We start from the raw sequence: 18,972 nt of genomic DNA, 5'->3' as shown, positions 1-18,972 counted from the left end.
AACAAAGACGATGAGGCCTTACCCGTGGACAAGATTCTTCACCAACCACTGGGCGGCAACGAAATGCCGCGCTTCGGCGGCATCGCCACCATGCTCCGACTCCCCCATGTACCGACCGCTGCCGGCCTGGACGCTGCCTTCGTAGGCGTGCCACTGGACATCGGTACTTCGCTGCGCCCCGGCACCCGCTTCGGGCCACGCGACATCCGCACCGAATCGGTGATGATCCGCCCTTACAACATGGCCACCGGCGCTGCGCCGTTCGACTCGCTGTCGGTTGCCGACATCGGTGACGTGGCAATCAACACCTTCAACCTGCTCGACGCCGTGCGCATCATCGAAGAAGCCTACGACAACATCCTCGAGCACAACGTGATCCCGATGACCCTGGGTGGCGACCACACCATCACCCTGCCGATCCTGCGTGCGATCCACAAAAAGCACGGCAAGGTCGGTCTGGTGCACATCGATGCCCACGCGGACGTCAACGATCACATGTTCGGCGAGAAAATCGCCCACGGCACCACCTTCCGTCGCGCGGTTGAAGAAGGTCTGCTCGATTGCGATCGCGTCGTGCAGATCGGTCTGCGCGCTCAGGGTTACACCGCTGACGACTTCAACTGGAGCCGCGATCAGGGCTTCCGCGTCGTACAAGCTGAAGAGTGCTGGCACAAGTCGCTGGCACCGCTGATGGCCGAAGTGCGCGAAAAAGTCGGTGGCGGCCCGGTGTACCTGAGCTTCGACATCGATGGCATCGACCCGGCCTGGGCACCTGGCACCGGCACCCCGGAAATCGGCGGTCTGACGACCATTCAGGCGATTGAAATCGTTCGCGGCTGCCAAGGCCTCGACCTGATCGGTTGCGATCTGGTAGAAGTCTCGCCCGCTTACGACACCTCCGGCAACACCTCGCTGCTGGCCGCCAACCTGCTGTACGAAATGCTCTGCGTACTGCCTGGCGTGGTTCACCGCTGAGGGTTGGGTCATGAACGAACGTGATCAGGTTCTGCAAGCGGCCGCCGAGCTGGTGGCTGCTTTTGCCCGTAACGATCGCGAGGCTTACTTCGGCGCATTCAGCGCCGATGCAAGTTTCGTCTTCTACACCCTCGAACAGCCGCTGCTGTCGCGCGATGCCTACCAGGCCTTGTGGGACAGCTGGCGCGCCGAGGATGGCTTCGAGGTGCTTGCGTGCACCTCGAGTAACGCCTTTGTCAGCCTGCAAGGTGACGTGGCGATTTTCATCCATGACGTGGCCACCGAGCTGCGCATGCAAGGGGAGCAACACTTCAGCCAGGAGCGCGAGACGATTGTTTTCAAGAAACAAGCGTCGAGCCTAGAACAACAAGGCCATTGGCTGGCCTGCCACGAACATTTGTCCGCAATGCCGGAAGGGCTGCCATCCCCTTAGCCAAACGGGTGACGCCTCACGCACGATGAGGCGCGCCTTTATGATCGGAGCAGATCATGAATAACAACAACAACGACCAAAGCCTTACGCAGATTGAAACCCACGGGGTCGAACAGATCCCGGACCACGAACGCAGCGCAGGCCCGACGGACTTGTTCCGGATGATCTTCGGTGGTTCGAATACCTTTGCCACCGCCGTGCTCGGCAGTTTCCCGGTGCTGTTCGGTCTGTCTTTTCAGGCCGGTGTCTGGGCGATTGTGCTGGGCGTACTGCTTGGCTCGCTGATCCTCGCACCGATGGGCCTGTTCGGCCCGCTCAACGGCACCAACAATGCCGTGTCATCCGGTGCGCACTTCGGCGTGCACGGGCGGATCGTCGGTTCGTTCCTGTCGCTGTTGACCGCTATCGCGTTTTTCTCGCTCTCGGTGTGGAGTTCGGGGGATGCGCTGATCGGTGGTGCAAAACGCCTGATCGGTTTGCCGGAAACCGACCTGACTCTGGGCCTGGCCTACGGTCTGTTCGCGATTCTGGTGCTGACCGTGTGCATCTACGGCTTCCGCTTTTTGCTGTGGGTGAACAAGATCGCGGTGTGGAGCGCCAGCCTGTTATTCCTGCTGGGTATCTTCGCCTTCGCCGGTCCTTTCGACGCGCATTACGCGGGCACCGTCAGCCTCGGGCAACCGGGCTTCTGGGCCGCGTTCATCGGCGCAGCGCTGGTTGCGATGAGTAATCCGATATCCTTCGGTGCGTTCCTCGGTGACTGGTCGCGCTACATCCCGCGTGAAACCTCCAAGCAACGGATCATGGCCGCCGTCGTGCTGTCGCAGATCGCCACGTTTATCCCGTTCCTGTTCGGCCTGACCACCGCGACCATCGTCGCGATCAAGGCGCCGGACTACATCGCGGCGAACAACTATGTCGGTGGTCTGCTGGCGGTGTCGCCGAGCTGGTTCTTCCTGCCGGTGTGCATGATTGCGGTGATCGGCGGCATGTCCACCGGCACCACGTCGCTGTATGGCACCGGGCTGGACATGTCCAGCGTGTTCCCGCGCGTGCTGTCGCGAGTGAAGGCGACGCTGCTGATCGGCGTGCTGTCGATTGCCTTCATCTTCATCGGTCGCTTTGCGGCGAACCTTGTGCAGAGCGTGTCGACTTTCGCCGTGCTGATCATCACCTGCACCACGCCATGGATGGTGATCATGATCATCGGCCTGCTGGTGCGTCGCGGCTTCTACTGCCCGGATGACCTGCAAGTGTTCACTCGCGGCGAACAGGGCGGCCGCTACTGGTTCAGCCACGGCTGGAACTGGCGTGGTCTGGGTGCATGGATCCCGAGTGCGGCCGTTGGCCTGTGCTTCGTGAACTTGCCGGGGCAATTCGTCGGCCCGCTGGGTGAAATGGCCGGCGGCATCGACATCAGTTTACCGGTGACCCTGGGCCTGGCCTCGGTGGTGTACCTGACGCTGCTGAGCCTGTTCCCGGAACCGCGCGAAGTGTTCGGCCCGAAGGATGCCCGTAGCCAGATCGTAGAAAAACCTGAACTGCGTCAGGCCGCCTGACGCAGATCCCCTGTGGGAGCGAGCTTGCTCGCGAAAGCGATCTATCAGTCACATCAATTTGAATGTGCCGACGCCTTCGCGAGCAAGCTCGCTCCCACAGGAGACAGAATTCAGCCTCACATAAAAAAGACAATCGGAGACACGCCATCATGGCTTTGGATTTATTCGTCGTCCTCATCTACGCCGCCGGCATGCTCTTGCTCGGCTACTTCGGCATGCGCAAGGCCAAGACCAACGAGGATTTTCTCGTTGCCGGTCGCAACCTCGGCCCAAGCCTGTACATGGGCACCATGGCCGCGACCGTGCTCGGTGGTGCGTCGACCGTCGGCACCGTGCGTCTGGGCTACGTGCACGGCATTTCCGGTTTCTGGCTGTGCGCGGCACTGGGTTGCGGGATCATCGCGTTGAACCTGTTCCTCGCCAAACCGCTGCTGAAACTGAAGATCTACACCGTTACCCAGGTGCTGGAAAAACGCTACAACCCGATGGCCCGCTCGGCGAGCGCGATCATCATGCTGGCCTACGCGCTGATGATCGGCGTGACTTCGATCCTGGCAATCGGCACCGTGCTGCAAGTGCTGTTCGATCTGCCGTTCTGGGTATCGGTATTGCTTGGTGGTGGTGTCGTGGTGGTCTACTCGGCCATCGGCGGCATGTGGTCGCTGACCCTGACCGACATCGTCCAGTTCATCATCAAGACCGTGGGCCTGATGTTCATCCTGTTGCCGATCTGCCTGTACCGCGTCGGCGGCTGGGACGAACTGGTGCTGAAGTTGCCGGCCGCTGCGTTCAACTTCACCAGCATCGGCTGGGACACCATCATCACCTACTTCATGATCTACTTCTTCGGCATCCTGATCGGTCAGGACATCTGGCAACGGGTGTTCACCGTCAAGAACGAAAAAGTCGCCAAGTACGCCGGCACCTTTGCAGGTTTCTACTGCATCCTTTACGGCCTGGCCTGCGCCCTGATCGGCATGGCCGCTCACGTCCTGATCCCGGACCTGAGCAACGTCAACAACGCCTTCGCCGCCATCGTCAAACTGTCGCTGCCGGACGGCATCCGTGGTCTGGTGATCGCTGCAGCACTGGCGGCGATGATGTCCACCGCCAGCGCCGGCCTGCTCGCAGCGGCCACCACCGTGACGGAAGACCTGCTGCCGAAACTGCGCGGCGGCAAACAGTCGAGCCTGGGCATCAACCGCTTGTTCACCCTGCTGACCGGCATCGTCGTGCTGGGCATCGCGCTGGTGGTGAACGATGTGATCAGCGCACTGACGCTGGCGTACAACCTGCTGGTGGGCGGCATGCTGATCCCGCTGATCGGCGCGATCTTCTGGAAACGCGCGACCACTGCCGGCGCCATCGCCTCCATGGGCCTGGGTTTCGCCACTTCGCTGCTGTTCATGTTCAAGGACGGGCTGGATGCCAACACGCCGATCTACTTCAGCCTCGGCGTAGGTCTGGTGAGTTTTGTGGTGGTCAGCCTGGTCTCCCCTCGCCCGGCAACCGTGGCGAGTGCGATCTAAGCTCTGATGTAACGACTTGATGCTTTCTTCGACGGGTGTGGCGTCGGTTGCCACACCCGTTTTTTTACGTCTGGAGAAAATGATTTATGAAGATCGTTTCTCGCGATCAGTGGTTTGAAGTGCAGCACCTGAACGATGGCATCCGGCTGATTCACGAGCCTTATATTCGGCCATTCTACCGCTGCAACCTCTGGCACATTCAGGGCCGCGACAAAGACCTGTTGCTCGATAGCGGCTCAGGGCTGGTCAGCCTGCGCGAGCAATTGCCATGGATAACCGAGCGGCCGGTGGTGGCGGTGGCCAGTCATTGCCACTTCGACCACATCGCCGGGCATCACGAATTTGCCGAACGTCTGGTGCATCGCGCCGAGGCCGATATTCTTGCGGCGCCGGATGGCGAGAATGATTTGAGCCGCGCCTTCGTCGGCGATGACATGTTCGAAGCGCACCCGGATTGCCCGTTGTGCTACGCCGAATACCGGGTCAAAGCCGCGCCCGCCACCGGGTTTGTCGAGGACGGCGACGTGCTGGATCTGGGCAATCGCACGCTGCAAGTGCTGCACACGCCGGGGCATTCGCCGGGCGGGATCAGCCTGTATGAGGTGGCGACGGAAACGTTATTCAGCGGCGACATCATCTATGACGGGCCGCTGATCGAGGACGCCTACCACTCCAATCTGCTGGATTACGCCACCAGTCTGCGGCGGTTGCAGGCGTTGCCGATCCACACGGTGCATGGCGGGCATTTCGGCAGTTTTTCCGGGGAGCATTTGCGTTCGATGATTGACCAGTGGTTGCGCGGGCATGCCTGAGGCCTGCTTCACTCAAGCAGAACAACCATCAGAAAAATCTGCCATGAGAAGAGCTGCTGTGCGTGCCGCCGTGCACCGATATATCCGGCGTCTGCTGGAAACCCGCGAATTCACCGACAACACCAGTCTGGTGCAACTGGGCCTGGAGAAAGCCGATATCGAAGATTTGATCTTTCATCTGGAAGATGAATTCGGACTGACGGCATTCACTGCCGAAGAAGACCGCATGCTCAAGACCGCGAAGACGGCAAATGACTTGAGCCGGTTTCTGCTTGAGATCGGGCGGCACTGAAAAAGCAAAAGATCGCAGCCTGCGGCAGCTCCTGCACCGTTTTATGCAGGAGCTGCCGCAGGCTGCGATCTCTTGATCTGAATCCTTTGATCTCGGATCGGGGGCGTTACCGGCGCCGTTGTTGACGGCGGCGCTGCTCGTCATCGGTGCGGATCGGTACGGGTTGCAGAGGCGGTTCGATCAAACCGAGGGCAACACCCAAATCGTGCAGCCAGTTTTGAATTTTCTCTTTCATCGTCATGCCCCCTTCAGGGTGGTGCTGAGCGGCCGGAATTCTGAGGCCGCTTCGCACTGATAATAGTCCGAAGTCCTACGCAATGCTCGGCCAAATCCGCAATGATCTGTTACTGAATTGAACAGAATTCGTCAGCATTGGTTCAGGCTGTTTCTCGGGTTTCGATCTGAGCCGCGGGATAGACGCCCTGCTGCACCTCGATCCACGCATTGAGGTTGGCGCCGACCATGCCCTTGCGCCACATGAGCCATGTTGTCGCACCCACGAATGGCTCGGCCAACGGGTGCGCGGCGACGCTCTCGCGGCCAGGCAGACTGGCCAGCATCGACTCCGACATCAACGCCACGCCGCTACCGGCAATCACACAGGCGAGCATGCCCTGATAGGACTCGATCTCCATCGCCCTGCCCATGGTCGCTTGGTAGTGCGAAAACCAGGCTTCCAGCCGCATCCGGTAGGAACAACCGCGGCGAAAGGTAAACACCGAACGTCCTTCCACATCCCGGGCGCTGCGCACCGGCGGGTGGTCGATTTCAGTGATCAACACCAGCCGCTCTTCGCACAACGGCACGCCATCGAGCCCGGCCAGTTGCAGTGGGCCGTCCACCAACGCGGCATCGAGGCGGCCGGTGAGCAAACCCTCCAGCAACTCCCCGCTCGGCGCCGACTGCACTTGCAGATTCACTGCCGGATACTGCTTGTGATACCTCGCCAGCAGCGCCGGCAAATGGATCGCTGCCGTGCTATACATGGTGCCCAAAGCGAAGTCACCGGCGGGTTTGCCGCCCATCACCGCCGCACTGGCCTGATCGCGCAGGGCGAACAGTTTACCGGTGTAGTCCAGCAAGACTTTTCCCGCAGGCGACAGCTGCAAGCGCTGACGCTCACGGACGAAAAGCTCGACGCCCAGTTGCTCTTCGAGCTGTTTAAGCCGGGTCGACAGATTCGACGGCACCCGATGCAGGCGTTCGGCAGCGCGAGTGATCGAACCCTCCTCGGCCACAGCCTGAAAAATCCGCAGTTGACTGAACTCCACAGCCTTTCTCCAGAACAGAACAAGTTACTCACTATTATTCAATTTTAAAGAAAGTCAATCAGTCCTAGCCTGACGGTCATTGAAGCCCTCACGGAATTTCGACCATGTCGCCACTGATTCGCTTATCCGCCTGCTTCGTGGCCCTGATGATGGCCATGGGCATCGGGCGCTTCGCCCTCACCCCGCAAATGCCGCACCTGCTCAGCGAAGGCCAGATCGACCTGACGGCCGCCGGTCTGATTGCGGCGGCCAACTACCTCGGTTACCTGCTCGGCGCAGTGGATGCGATGTTCGCCCATCGCCCGCAACAGGTTCAGCGGCGCTTGCATGGCGGGTTGTGGTTATGTGTGTTGCTGACCCTGGCATCATTCTGGGCTGACGGGTTCTGGTCGCATCTCGTGTTGCGTTTCGGCACAGGTGTGGCAAGTGCGTGGGTGCTGGTGATGATCACGTCATTAAGTCAGCCATTGGCAGCGGCGGCAGGTCGACCACGCTTGGGCGCCCTGGTATTCGCTGGACCGGGTCTGGGGATTTTTCTGACAGGATTGTTGGCGCTGGTCTCACATCTGCTGAAGCAGACGTCCGCAACGTTGTGGTTGATTTATGCGGCGGCTGCGCTGGTGATGATGCTGGGCGTGTGGCGACTGCTGCCGCAACCGGTCGCGGCGAAAACGGTTGCCATGGCGGCCGCCCGTTCATCGAATCGCGGCATCGGTCGGCTGGCCGTTATTTATGCGCTATACGGTGTCGGCTACATCATTCCGGCGACATTCCTTTCGCAGATGGCCAATGCGCAATTTCACGGGCAATGGCAGGCAGACCTGTTCTGGCCGTGTTTCGGTCTGGCCGCGGCGCTCGGGGTGTTGCTGGTGAGTCTGCGGCGTCACGATCCCGAAACCACCCGCCACTGGCTGATGGCAACGTTGTGGCTGCAAGCGGCCGGTGTATTTGCCTGCCTGCTTGGCAGCGGCCTCGGCCTGGCGCTGGGCGTGATCCTCTGCGGCACACCGTTCCTGGCTTGCATGCAACTGGTGATGCAGCGCTCGCGGGAACTGGCCCCTCACGCCACCCAGCGCAACGCCGGGATGCTCACCGCCTGCTTCGCCGTCGGCCAACTCAGCGGCCCGTTGCTGGCGGCGTTGAGCAGCCACTTCAGCGGCGGCTTACAACCGGCGTTGGTAATCGCCGGCTGCGGTTTGCTGATCGCCGGCGGCCTGGCGATGCACTCGGTTACCGCTGGCCCAGCGCCTTGCGCAAACGCCGACGCAGCCATTGCTCGGCGCTGACAAAGGTGATGCCGAGCAACACCAGCACGGCGCCGATGACGAAGTTCACGCTCAACTGTTCGCCAAGCAGCAACACGCCAAAGGTCACGCCAAACAGCGGCGTCATAAACGAAAACACCGCGAGGTTGGCGGCCATATAACGGCGCAGTAACCAGAACCAGACCAGATAACTGAAGAACGACACGACCAACCCCTGGAACAGCACGCTGGCCACCGCCACGGTGGTCAGACTGACATGGGTGATCTGGCCACTGAACAGCGCGATCAATAGCAGGCCGACGAAACCGACCATCAATTGGTAGAACAGCGTCAGCGTCACCGGCGCCTCTGACAGCCGCGAAGCGCGCACCACCACTGTCGTCGCCCCCCAACAAGCACCGGCGAGAATACCGAAGGCATCGCCCAGCAGCATGCGCCGGTCGAGGTTGTCCCACGACACGCCGCCGGCGAAGGCAATCGCAATGCCAATGAACGCGAGCAGAATGCCTAGCCACTGCAACGGTCGTAGACGCTCGCTGGCCAGCAGAAAATGCACACCCAGCGCGGTAAAAATCGGTGCGGTGTAGAGGAACACCGACATGTGCGCAGCGGTGGTCAACTGCAAGCCTTCGGCGATAAAGAAAAACTCCAGACCGAACAGCGCACCGGCCAGCAAACCACCGCGCCAAGTATTGCCAACCTGATCCCAACCGCCCTTCCAGCAGATCAGCAGGCCGACCAGCAACGCGGAAATCCCCGAGCGCGCGGCTGCTTGCATCACCGGCGCAATGTCCGGCGCTGCCCACTTGATCATTACCTGCTGCACGCCCCAGATCAGGCACAGGCCGATCATCACTTGCAGAGCAAAACTGTCGGCATTGCGCCGTTCGACAATCACCGCAATACCTCGAACACACACAACATGGCAGGCCATCCATCGGGCAAAAACAATGCTGTGGATTATCAATCAGTCGAGCGGAAAAAGCCGTCTGGAAAAGACATTTTGTGCTTCAACGGCGTCAGTGGTGAATGGCTGTCGGCTGCGCCGCCATTCGCGAGCAAGCTCGCTCCCACAATCGGAATGCATTTCCCTGTGGGAGCGAACCTGCTCGCGAAGAGGCCGGCACAGCCAACCCGCATTACCGATCAGACCTGCCAAACCGCCTCGCCACCCAAAACCCCGCAGCACAAGCCACTCCCGTGGCAAACGTCCCCCAGGCCCAATCCATCAACGACACCTGCGCCGACCAGCCGCGCAACGTCGCCCAATTGGTCAGGTCATAGGTGCCATAAGCCACCAGCCCCAACAATGCGCCCCGCTTCGCCGCCCATTGCCAGGACGCTGCCGGCATCACCACAAACATCACACAGCCAAAAACATACAGGCAATAAAAAACCGCTGCCGGAACCAGCAGCGGTTTTTCGAGCATCAGCGAACCGAGCAGTTCGCGATAGGTCGGCGCCATCAATACGCCGAGCCAAATACCGTCGAGCAGCAGAAACATCACCAGTGTGGCGACGTAAGCCATCAGCGATTTTTTCATTGAACCGACCTCATGTGTGCCCATGCAGGATGGGCCACCCAAGGCTCAGGTTAGTTCAATGCGATCGGCGTGAATGACGATCTTGCCTTCCTTGTACAGCGAACCGATGGCCTTCTTGAAGTTGCCCTTGCTGACGCCGAACAGGCTGCTGATCAATGCCGGATCGCTTTTGTCGCTGACCGGCAATGTGCCGCTGTTGTCGCGCAACTTGGCGAGGATCTTCGAGTTCAGGCTGCTCGCCGCTTCCTGGCCAACCGGTTGCAGGCTCAGGGCGATCTTGCCGTCGGCACGCACTTCCTTGATGTAACCCTTTTCGATCATGCCGGCGCGCATGAACTTGAAGATTTCATTCTTGTGAATCAAACCCCAGTGCTTGTTGTTGATGATCGCCTTGAAGCCCATGTCGGTGGCTTCGGCAACCAGCAGGTCAACTTCCTGGCCCTGGCTGTAGTTGGCCGGGGTCTTGTCGAGGTAGCGATCCAGTCGTGCAGTGGCGGTGATGCGGCGGGTGTGCTTGTCGAGGTAGACGTGCACCACGCAGTATTCGCCGGCGGTCATCTGACGCTTTTCTTCGGAATACGGCAGCAACAGATCCTTCGGCAGCCCCCAATCGAGGAACACACCAATGCTGTTGACTTCAACGACTTTCAGACTGGCAAATTCACCGACCTGAACTTTTGGTTTTTCCGTGGTAGCGAGAAGTTTGTCTTCGCTGTCCAGATAAACAAAAACGTTGAGCCAATCTTCATCTTCGCTGGGAATATCTTTCGGAATATAACGATTGGGCAAAAGAATTTCGCCATCGGCACCGCCATCCAGATATAAACCAAAGTTAGTGTGTTTAACCACTTGCAAACTGTTGTAACGCCCGACTAAAGCCATTTCCAGAACCCTCATTGCGTGGGCGGCATTCTACCCGTTTTTGGCGTGGCCGTCGGGTGGCAGATCCGCACGCTGGTGAAACCGGCTCAAGGCCTTGATTTTCCGTGTTCACGGTCGTGTCGAGATGCCGCCCGTCAGGCCGGCACGAGCGCTGACCGTGGAGCATTTCAATGCCCCGAAATATAAATGTTTTTATTTAAAACAGCAGGTTAGCCGGATATTTCGAATATTGAATCGAGAATAATGCAGCCTCGCACTGGGTTATTCCGGGGGATATTTACCAAGCAATTGTCAAGTTATTCCTGTACGATGCCTGGCCGAGTTACTTTTCTACAGGTTAATGGCCGCCATGCGTGTAAAAGCATCCACCAGCAAAGCAAAGCCTGCTCCAGCCGTTGAAACCAGCGAATCGATCAACGATCAGATCGCAGCGTTCCTCAAGTCCGGCGGCGAGATTCAGCAAATTGCCAAAGGCGTCAGTGGCCAAACGTTCGGCCCGTCCAAGCAGATCAGCCTGGGCAAGAAGTAATACCCGGTTTTACACCCGTCCAGAGGCGCTTTGAGCTTCGAAGCGCCTGGACTGGCACCGCGCGACACTCCCTTCGCTTTAAACAAAAATCCTTGAAATCGACGAACGGCCTTCAATGCCGATCATTCGCCGGTATCCTTGCACGCGTCTAGATCAAGCGTTTCAGCAGGCCCGCTGCCCTGCCCTCGCTGTTCATGGAGTGACGCATGCGCAAATCTTCCTGTTTATTGCTCGCTGGCCTGATGGCTGGCCCGACTGCGCACGCGCAGATTTTCCAGCGTGAACTCGGCGACTTCGATCTCAAACTCGGTACCACCCCCACGCGCAGCATGGCTCAGGGTCTGGTCAAACCCGCAGCAATCGGCTCCTTCCACGGCGGCCTCGACCTGAGCCACGACAGCGGCCTCTATGTCGGCCAGTACGCACCGAGCATGGGCATCTCACCGGGCAAGAACCTCGAAATCGATTCCTACATCGGTTTTAAACAGCCTTTCGATCAGACCCTCGGCTACGAAGTCGGGATGATCCATTACAGCTATCCCAAAGTAGACACCCTCGACAGCCAGGAGCTGTTCGGTGGCCTGACCCTGCTCGGCAGTCGTTTTGGTGTCGCCTTCAGCAACGACCCGGATAAACAGAACAACACCTTGTTTGCCGATCTCGGCGGCAATCAGCCGTTCGGCATCGGCGTCAGCATGAAATACACCACCCACCAGCTGAACACGCCCGTCGCCGTGGACGGTGGGTATGTCAGCAGTTTTACCGATTGGTCGGTGAAATTGTCTCGACCGTTCATGGGCGTCGATCTCGACCTGATCTACAGCAATTCCAGCCTCAGCGGCAGCGATTGTTCGGCCTACTCCGGGCACAACAGCGAATGCGACGGACTCGTCACCCTCAAGGCTGCGCGCGCATTCTATTGATTGGCTGAACTGCCGGGTTCATTCTGCGCTCACATAGGAATCAGTCCCTCGAAGCCAGGCTCACGCAAGGATTCGCCCATGTCTCGCTGGTTCAAGCACATCACCGCGCTACTGATCTTCACCCTCGCCCTCGGCGCGTGCAGCCGCGTCGGCCTGGCCTATCGCAACCTCGACGTGATCATTCCATGGACGCTCAGCGACTATCTGGACATGAACGGCGAACAAAAGGACTGGTTCAACGATCGGCTCAAAGACCACCTGAACTGGCATTGCACCACGCAGTTGCCGGGTTATCTGGACTGGCTCGATCGTCTGCAGACGATGGTCGAAACCAATCAGGTCACCGATGCCGCGTTGCAGGCGCGTACCGTCGAAGCCAAGCAGGCCATTGCCGAAACCGCTCGAGAGATCACCCCGTCGGCGATCGAGTTGCTGCAAGGGCTGGATGACAAACAGGTTGCCGAGATGAATGACGCGTTTGCCAAGGATCTGCGCAAGCGTCAACAGGAGTACCTCAAACCACCGCTTGAGCAGCAAATTGCCGAGCGTGGGGCGCGCATGGTCAAGCGTCTGAACGATTGGCTGGGGCCGTTGAGCGCCACTCAGGAACAGCGCGTGATGGCGTGGTCGACCGCATTGGGCGATCAGTACACCCAATGGATTGCCAACCGGGCCCATTGGCAGAAGCAGTTCAGCGCCGCCGTCGCCCAACGCAAAAGCCCCGAATTCCCACAGAGAATCGAGACCCTTCTGGTCAATCGCGAGAGTCTATGGACAGCGGATTACCGCAAGGCCTTCGCCGATACCGAAGCCCAGGGACGCTCGCTGGCGGTGGACCTGATGGCTGAAAGTACACCGCAACAGCGGCAGCGGTTATTGAAGAAGATCGAGGGCGTGCGCAAAGACTTCAACGACCTCAAGTGCCTCAAGGCCGCGCAAAAAACCTGAACAAAACGAAGATCAATGTGGGAGCGAGCCTGCTCGCGAAAGCGGTGCATCAGTTACCTCAAATGTCACTGACCGACCGGATTCGCGAGCAGGCTCGCTCCCACATGGGGATATCTTTGATCTCAGGCGATCTGGGCTTTAGACGCCACTTCATCGAAGGTTGCCTCGGCCAGCGCATCCTCCTGCTCATCCAGCACCTGACGCGGATGATCGTTGCCGGGAATGCTGCTGTCGATCAGGCTGAGCAGGCTTGATCCCCGCGCGGTCAGCTTGAAATTGTTGCCTGTGCTGCCCTCCGCATCGGAGCGTGGCTCGATGTATCCACGATCAAGCAGCAGACTTTCATATTCACAGGCCTGCGTTTTCAGATGATCAAGGTTCTCGATAGGCTCGCCCGCGCTGGCTTTCGCGGCCGCATAGTCCTCGGCATAAGCCCGAGGGGCAAAACTGTGGCCGGCACTGTTCTGCACTTCGTGCAGCAAGCGTTCAATCAAATCCCAGTTATAAGTCGTCATCCTGATACAACCTCCGGTGCGCGTGATTTATGGCACGTTCATAGGTTGTGACCAGAGTGGCTCGTAGCCGTTCAGCCGCATCTCCCGAGCCGACCGACCGGCGGTCTGTCGATTTCCAGCAGGGTTAAACGACTAGTCTGAAACAGACGGTTTCAACCCCGCAGGAGAAATCATCATGAACGTTGAGAATCATCCGGTGGTGTCGCGCGAAGAATGGCTCGCCGCCCGTAAGCAGCATCTGATTCACGAGAAAGCCTTCACCAAGGAACGCGATCGCCTCAGCGCAGAACGTCGCGCGTTGCCATGGGTGAAGGTCGACAAGGATTACCACTTCCAGGGTCCGAACGGTGAGTTGAAACTCGCTGACTTGTTTGGCAAGCACAGCCAACTGGTGGTTTACCACTTCATGTTTGCCAAGGATTGGGAGGAAGGTTGCCAAGGTTGCTCGTTCCTCAGCGACCACATTGATGGCGCGAACCAGCATCTGGCCCATCACGACATCGCCGTTGTGGCTGTTTCTCACGCCTCCTTCAACGAGTTCCAGAACTTTAAACGCCGCATGGGCTGGAAGTTTGATTGGGTGTCGTCAGAGGGTTGCGACTTCAATTATGACTTCGGGGTTTGCGCCCGGGCAGAAGATGTCGCGGCGGGAAAGGCTACGTACAACTACGAAAGAACTGACAGCGCCGAGGAGGAAATGCCGGGATTGAGCGTTTTTTATCGCGACAACAATGGCGACATTTTCCACACCTACTCCACCTATGCCCGTGGCCTGGACCTGTTGGTCGGCGCCTACAACTACCTTGATCTGACACCCAAGGGCCGCAATGAGGACGAGATCATGGAGTGGGTTCGGCATCATGATCGGTATGAGGGCGGCAGTCAGTCGAGTTGCTGTCACTCTGAGTCATGAGCAATGAACTTTTCGCCCGCTCAAGGCCTCAACCGGTTAACCCGCCTTAACCGGAACTGAGGCCTGCCCCGATGAAAACCCTGATCAAGCTCACCCTAGCCGCCACCCTCGCCTGCGCCCTGCCTGTCTGGGCCTGCACGCCGGAAGAAGCCACCGCCAAACGCGAACAGCTGGCCAAGGAAGTCTCGAAGCTGACCGAACAGAATCCGGCCAAGGCCAAGGAGATCAATGCCGAATTGCAGAAAATGGATCTGGGCACGGCCAGCAAGGATTTGCCCGACAAATGCCAGCTAATTGATCAGCGTTTGAAAGAATTGGGTACCGCTGAGAAAAAGGCCGAAAGCTAAAAGCCAAATCAAATATCGCAGCTTCGACAGCTCCCCCGATCCCTGAAGGAGCTGCCCAAGCTGCGATTTTTCGGCCCTGAAAATGCATAAGTGCATTTATTTATTTGCACAAATGCATATCCGCATCTACGGTTACATCGAGCAACGAGATCGGAACGGGCCATCTGACATGGCAACCCTGCACACCGATTGCTCAGCAACACCGCAACACCCACACAAGCTGGACGCTTGTTTTCACTCATGGAGGATTGAAAAATGTTAACCACAGAAGCAACACAATTCACTGGCGAATCTTTGCCAAGGTGCCTGACCGGCCATCTGCTCGACCCACAACTGGTGGAGATCGAGGCCGCTGCACAGATCAGCTCCCTCGCCGCTGGCAGCCTCAACTTCAACATGCAGCAACAGACCCAGACCAACTGGTGCTGGGCCGCTGTTTCGGCCTCGGTCGGCAACTACTACGGCACCGGCAACTGGACGCAGTGCGGCGTCGCCAGCACCCAACTGGACCGCAACTGCTGCAATCAGCCGGGGCCGTGCAACGTCTACGGCTATCTGGATTCGGCCCTGCAAACCACCCGCAGTTACAACGGCATGAATCAGGGTTCGCTGCAGATGTCGGCCATTCGGAACCAGATCAGCATGGGCCGCCCGGTGGGGCTGCGCTGTGCGTGGTACGGCGGCGGTGCGCATTTTCTGACGATCTACGGCACCAACGGCGATTACGTGTTGGTCGCAGACTCGATCTATGGCTATTCGACCCGTGCGCTGAACGCGTTCCCCCGCGCCTACAACGGCGGCGGCAATTGGACTCACACCTACTTCACCGTGAAAAACTAGGAGGCGACATCATGCAACTGACTTATCCAAAGGCGCCTTCCAACGGCGTACAGACTCTGCGTCCGGCACTGCAAGCGGCGCTGCAAACCCAGGGTTTTGGCGCCAATCGCCAGTTCGCCAACGCGGCACCCGCGAAGATCAGTCTCAGCGAAGCCTATCGTGGCTATTCGCTCAGTCTGGATGACCTGAGCCACGGCAAAGGCCTGAAAGACGCCCGCCTCGGCGACTGGCATTATCTGGTGTTTGCCGATGGCGTGACGGTTGCCGATGCGCAATTGGCCGAGGTGCGCGGTCACGTCGAGTTCGCCTCGCTGAACCACGGCGATCACGCTGCTGCTGCGGTAAATGCACTGAAACTGGCAGAACAAGCACCGCAACTACAGGGCAAGACCGTTGAGTTGCGCGTGCTGTTTGTCTCGGCACTGCACGTTGTGGCGATCTGGCTGCATGCCGACGGTGAAGACGTGCTAATCCCGATCGAGCCGACACCCAAGGAATTGGCGACTACTCGGTTGTACAGCGAAGCGGCACTGCTCGCCGCACTGAAACTGGCGGCTGATCAAGCCAAGCGGCGCTTTGACGCCGACACCAGTGGCCAGCTCGGCAATTGATGGACGAAAAAAAACCCGGACACTGTCCGGGTTTTTTCTGTGCGCCTGAAAAGACTTACTCAGCCGCTGGCTCTGCCGGCTTGCGGCGCTTCAGCGGCGCCATGCCGTCGCTGCTCACCAGAGAATCCGGCTTCGGACGGTTGACGCTCTTGCGTTTTGTCGGCGTCTTGGCGGCGGTTTTCTTCTTGTCGCCCTTGGCGTCAGTCTTTTTCTTCTTCACGCCAACGGCTTTACCCGAAGCCTTGACCTTTTTCGGTCCGCCGTAGGTGCCTTTGACTTCCTTGATGGTGCGGCGCTCGAAGCTCTGCTTCAGGTAGCGCTCGATGCTCGACATCAGGTTCCAGTCGCCGTGGCAGATCAGCGAGATCGCCAGACCATCGTTACCGGCACGACCGGTACGACCGATGCGGTGCACGTATTCGTCGCCGCTGCGTGGCATGTCGAAGTTGATCACCAGATCCAGACCATCAACGTCCAGACCACGGGCCGCGACGTCGGTAGCGACCAGAATCTTCACGCCGCCCTGCTTCAGACGGTCGATCGCCAGTTTGCGATCCTTCTGGTCTTTCTCGCCGTGCAGCACGAACGCTTTGTATTCCTGAGCCACCAGACGCCCGTAGATGCGGTCGGCCATGGCGCGGGTGTTGGTGAAGACGATGGCCTTCTGATAGGTCTCGTTGGCCAGCAGCCAGTTCACAATCTGCTCTTTGTGCTGATTGTGATCGGCGGTGATGATTTGCTGACGGGTCGTCGAGTTGAGCTGGCTGACCGCGTTGAGCTGCAAATGCTCTGGGTTGTTCAGCACCTTGCCGATCATCTCGCGCAGGCCGGAACCGCCGGTGGTAGCGGAGAACAGCATGGTCTGCTGACGGTTCGGGCATTCGTCGACCAGACGCTGTACGTCTTCGGCGAACCCCATGTCGAGCATGCGGTCGGCTTCGTCGAGCACCAGTACTTCGACTTCTTTGAGGTCGAGGTTGCCGGCGTTGAGTTGCTCGATCATCCGGCCCGGGGTGCCGATGAGGATGTCCGGCACTTTGCGCAGCATCGCGGCCTGGACCTTGAAGTCTTCACCGCCGGTGATCAGGCCGGACTTGATGAAAGTGAACTGCGAAAAGCGTTCGACTTCCTTCAGGGTCTGCTGGGCCAGCTCGCGGGTCGGCAGCAGGATCAGCGTTTTGATGCTGACGCGAACCTTGGCCGGGCCGATCAGGCGATTGAGGATTGGCAGAACGAAAGCGGCGGTTTTGCCGCTACCGGTTTGCGCCGTCACCCGCAGATCACGCCCTTGGAGCGCCAGCGGAATGGCCGCGGCTTGCACAGGCGTTGGCTCGACAAATTTCAGCTCGGCCACAGCTTTAAGCAGGCGTTCGTGCAGGGCGAATTGGGAAAACACGGGTGCTACCTCGAAGATATGCAAAAAAACAGCTGCATAGGTTACCGGTTTCGAGCGCTCAGGCCGAGTTTCTTTATGCAAACGGACGTAATCAGTGGCTTTTTTGTTGCTCGATTTGTCTCCAACGGTAATACACGGCGGCTTAAATGCTCTAATCGCCCATCGCGTCTTACAGAAGAATCGTTACTCATATGGATTTCAAACAGCTCTGGCTCAACGCCCAGGACCTCTGGGGCACCCTCGAACAGCATCCACTGTTGCAGGCCGGTCTGGCTTTGACAGTGTTGCTGGTGATCGCGCTGCTGCTCGGACGAGTGGCGCGTTACCTGATTCTGCACGCCAGCCGCATGCTCGGGCGCCAGCCGGCGCTGCACTGGATCAATGACTTCCGCCACAACAAGGTGTTTCAGCGTCTGGCGCAGATGACGCCATCGCTGGTGATCCAGTTCGGCCTCCATCTGGTGCCCGAACTGAGCAAAACCGCCATGACCTTTCTCGGCAATGTGGCGCTGTCGTTCACCATTCTGTTCCTGCTGCTCTCGGTCAGCGCCCTGCTCAATGCCCTGCTCGACATCTACGCACGTACCGAACACGCCCGTACGCGCTCGATCAAAGGCTACGTACAGCTGGCGAAAATGGTTTTGTACGTGTTCGGCGCGATCATCATCGTCGCGACGTTGATCGACCGATCACCGCTGTTGCTGCTGTCCGGTCTGGGTGCGATGTCGGCGGTGATTCTGTTGGTCTACAAGGACACGCTGCTGTCGTTCGTTGCCAGCGTGCAGTTGACCAGCAACGACATGTTGCGGGTCGGCGACTGGATCGAAATGCCGCAGGTCGGCGCCGATGGCGACGTGGTCGACATCACTCTGCACACGGTCAAGGTGCAGAACTTCGACAAGACCATCGTCTCGATCCCGACCTGGCGGCTGATGTCCGAGTCGTTCAAGAACTTCAGCGGACGCCCTTGGAAAACATACTATCCCCAGCAAGCCCCCCAGCCCCATTGAGTGGGCTATTAGTACAGGTACTACAGCCGGCTGTACTATTCCTAAACCCAACCTCCTGCAAGCCCCTATCTCCAAGCATAAATCCACCTAGGATTAGATAGCCTTGCAAGCGATGCGTTAGCGATGCGCGGCACTTTCCTCCCAGTCCTCGAATCTATCCGACACCACCAGTCCTCGCCCAGCCGTGTCCAGTAATCACATCCATGAACTTGTCATGCGATGCCCAGGCATTGAGATCTCAAGGCATCTCACCTCCCAACGGTGGACGCTGCGTACGCCTGAGACGGATTTCGGAATTGCTGGTGCAGAGCCGCTGCTGGCGAATGAACTGAGTTAATGCTTGATGCGGGAGAGAGAGATAGCCTTCTGACACCATGC

The 18,972-nt window shown here is 58.8% G+C and carries 21 protein-coding genes and 1 pseudogene; 15 read left to right on the top strand and 7 right to left on the bottom strand.

The window, feature by feature from the left end:
• Positions 1-24 precede the first annotated feature (24 nt).
• The 6 genes from speB to ACZZ0G_RS19700 all read left to right on the top strand — a co-directional run bounded on the left by speB (position 25) and on the right by ACZZ0G_RS19700 (position 5,600).
• Positions 25-975 (top strand): agmatinase, encoded by a 951-nt coding sequence (gene speB / locus ACZZ0G_RS19725; RefSeq protein WP_463557234.1) that lies wholly within the window; start codon positions 25-27, stop codon positions 973-975.
• A 10-nt stretch (positions 976-985) separates the two neighbouring features.
• The gene (locus ACZZ0G_RS19720; RefSeq protein WP_053118199.1) at positions 986-1,408 is read left to right on the top strand and encodes a YybH family protein; all 423 of its coding nucleotides are present in this window, start codon (positions 986-988) and stop codon (positions 1,406-1,408) included.
• A gap of 56 nt (positions 1,409-1,464) precedes the next feature.
• Complete coding sequence (locus tag ACZZ0G_RS19715; protein ID WP_463557233.1) at positions 1,465-2,967, top strand: purine-cytosine permease family protein; 1,503 nt, start codon at positions 1,465-1,467, stop codon at positions 2,965-2,967.
• Between the two features lie 149 nt (positions 2,968-3,116).
• Positions 3,117-4,496 carry a sodium:solute symporter family protein gene (locus tag ACZZ0G_RS19710; protein ID WP_463557232.1) on the top strand — a complete coding sequence of 460 codons (1,380 nt, stop codon included), beginning with the start codon at positions 3,117-3,119 and terminating at the stop codon, positions 4,494-4,496.
• Between the two features lie 86 nt (positions 4,497-4,582).
• Positions 4,583-5,308 (top strand): MBL fold metallo-hydrolase, encoded by a 726-nt coding sequence (locus ACZZ0G_RS19705; protein ID WP_463557231.1) that lies wholly within the window; start codon positions 4,583-4,585, stop codon positions 5,306-5,308.
• 43 nt (positions 5,309-5,351) lie between these two features.
• Positions 5,352-5,600 carry a phosphopantetheine-containing protein gene (locus ACZZ0G_RS19700; protein ID WP_016985936.1) on the top strand — a complete coding sequence of 83 codons (249 nt, stop codon included), beginning with the start codon at positions 5,352-5,354 and terminating at the stop codon, positions 5,598-5,600.
• 106 nt (positions 5,601-5,706) lie between these two features.
• Here ACZZ0G_RS19700 and ACZZ0G_RS19695 read toward each other — a convergent pair whose 3' ends face one another.
• Both ACZZ0G_RS19695 and ptrR read right to left on the bottom strand, forming a co-directional pair.
• Positions 5,707-5,835, bottom strand: coding sequence for a PA1414 family protein (locus ACZZ0G_RS19695; protein WP_007914492.1), 129 nt, complete (start codon positions 5,833-5,835; stop codon positions 5,707-5,709).
• 142 nt (positions 5,836-5,977) lie between these two features.
• Positions 5,978-6,871: a putrescine utilization regulator PtrR gene (gene ptrR / locus ACZZ0G_RS19690; protein WP_463557230.1), complete on the bottom strand. Its 894-nt coding sequence runs from the start codon at positions 6,869-6,871 to the stop codon at positions 5,978-5,980.
• Between the two features lie 104 nt (positions 6,872-6,975).
• Here ptrR and ACZZ0G_RS19685 point away from each other — a divergent pair, with 104 nt between their 5' ends.
• Positions 6,976-8,157 carry an MFS transporter gene (locus ACZZ0G_RS19685; RefSeq protein ID WP_463557229.1) on the top strand — a complete coding sequence of 394 codons (1,182 nt, stop codon included), beginning with the start codon at positions 6,976-6,978 and terminating at the stop codon, positions 8,155-8,157.
• Here ACZZ0G_RS19685 and ACZZ0G_RS19680 read toward each other — a convergent pair.
• From ACZZ0G_RS19680 to ACZZ0G_RS19670, 3 genes are all read right to left on the bottom strand, one after another.
• Positions 8,102-9,070: a DMT family transporter gene (locus ACZZ0G_RS19680; RefSeq protein ID WP_463557228.1), complete on the bottom strand. Its 969-nt coding sequence runs from the start codon at positions 9,068-9,070 to the stop codon at positions 8,102-8,104. The genes ACZZ0G_RS19685 and ACZZ0G_RS19680 overlap by 56 nt on opposite strands.
• Positions 9,071-9,275: 205 nt before the next feature.
• The gene (locus ACZZ0G_RS19675; RefSeq protein WP_463557227.1) at positions 9,276-9,680 is read right to left on the bottom strand and encodes a DUF2177 family protein; all 405 of its coding nucleotides are present in this window, start codon (positions 9,678-9,680) and stop codon (positions 9,276-9,278) included.
• Between the two features lie 45 nt (positions 9,681-9,725).
• Positions 9,726-10,562 (bottom strand): CvfB family protein, encoded by an 837-nt coding sequence (locus tag ACZZ0G_RS19670; protein WP_463557226.1) that lies wholly within the window; start codon positions 10,560-10,562, stop codon positions 9,726-9,728.
• A 340-nt stretch (positions 10,563-10,902) separates the two neighbouring features.
• On the opposite strand from ACZZ0G_RS19670, the gene ACZZ0G_RS19665 reads away from it, so the two are divergent.
• The 3 genes from ACZZ0G_RS19665 to ACZZ0G_RS19655 all read left to right on the top strand — a co-directional run bounded on the left by ACZZ0G_RS19665 (position 10,903) and on the right by ACZZ0G_RS19655 (position 12,962).
• A complete protein-coding gene (locus tag ACZZ0G_RS19665; RefSeq protein WP_016985943.1) occupies positions 10,903-11,091 on the top strand; it encodes a hypothetical protein in 189 nt (62 codons plus the stop codon).
• 206 nt (positions 11,092-11,297) lie between these two features.
• Complete coding sequence (locus tag ACZZ0G_RS19660) at positions 11,298-12,014, top strand: TorF family putative porin (RefSeq protein ID WP_463557225.1); 717 nt, start codon at positions 11,298-11,300, stop codon at positions 12,012-12,014.
• Between the two features lie 78 nt (positions 12,015-12,092).
• Entirely contained in the window at positions 12,093-12,962 is an 870-nt protein-coding gene (locus ACZZ0G_RS19655; protein WP_463557224.1) for a DUF6279 family lipoprotein, read from the top strand.
• Between the two features lie 122 nt (positions 12,963-13,084).
• On the opposite strand, the gene ACZZ0G_RS19650 is transcribed toward ACZZ0G_RS19655, so the two are convergent.
• Entirely contained in the window at positions 13,085-13,477 is a 393-nt protein-coding gene (locus ACZZ0G_RS19650; protein ID WP_463557223.1) for a transcriptional regulator, read from the bottom strand.
• Between the two features lie 175 nt (positions 13,478-13,652).
• Here ACZZ0G_RS19650 and ACZZ0G_RS19645 point away from each other — a divergent pair, with 175 nt between their 5' ends.
• From ACZZ0G_RS19645 to ACZZ0G_RS19630, 4 genes are all read left to right on the top strand, one after another.
• Complete coding sequence (locus ACZZ0G_RS19645; protein WP_463557222.1) at positions 13,653-14,390, top strand: DUF899 domain-containing protein; 738 nt, start codon at positions 13,653-13,655, stop codon at positions 14,388-14,390.
• A gap of 71 nt (positions 14,391-14,461) precedes the next feature.
• Positions 14,462-14,737 carry a hypothetical protein gene (locus tag ACZZ0G_RS19640; protein ID WP_034153213.1) on the top strand — a complete coding sequence of 92 codons (276 nt, stop codon included), beginning with the start codon at positions 14,462-14,464 and terminating at the stop codon, positions 14,735-14,737.
• A 255-nt stretch (positions 14,738-14,992) separates the two neighbouring features.
• Positions 14,993-15,577, top strand: coding sequence for a papain-like cysteine protease family protein (locus tag ACZZ0G_RS19635; RefSeq protein ID WP_463557221.1), 585 nt, complete (start codon positions 14,993-14,995; stop codon positions 15,575-15,577).
• Between the two features lie 11 nt (positions 15,578-15,588).
• Complete coding sequence (locus ACZZ0G_RS19630; RefSeq protein ID WP_463557220.1) at positions 15,589-16,188, top strand: hypothetical protein; 600 nt, start codon at positions 15,589-15,591, stop codon at positions 16,186-16,188.
• 55 nt (positions 16,189-16,243) lie between these two features.
• Here the strand turns inward: ACZZ0G_RS19630 and ACZZ0G_RS19625 are convergent, their stop codons facing one another.
• Positions 16,244-17,584: a DEAD/DEAH box helicase gene (locus ACZZ0G_RS19625; protein ID WP_038358505.1), complete on the bottom strand. Its 1,341-nt coding sequence runs from the start codon at positions 17,582-17,584 to the stop codon at positions 16,244-16,246.
• Positions 17,585-17,775: 191 nt separating this feature from the next.
• Here ACZZ0G_RS19625 and ACZZ0G_RS19620 point away from each other — a divergent pair.
• Positions 17,776-18,546, top strand: a pseudogene (locus ACZZ0G_RS19620) (mechanosensitive ion channel family protein); the annotation flags it as partial.
• Between the last annotated feature and the right edge of the window lie 426 nt (positions 18,547-18,972).

This window comes from Pseudomonas sp. AC169, from assembly GCF_979258515.1.
Note: the sequence above shows the minus strand (reverse complement) of the source record. Positions and strands in the feature narration are given on the sequence as shown.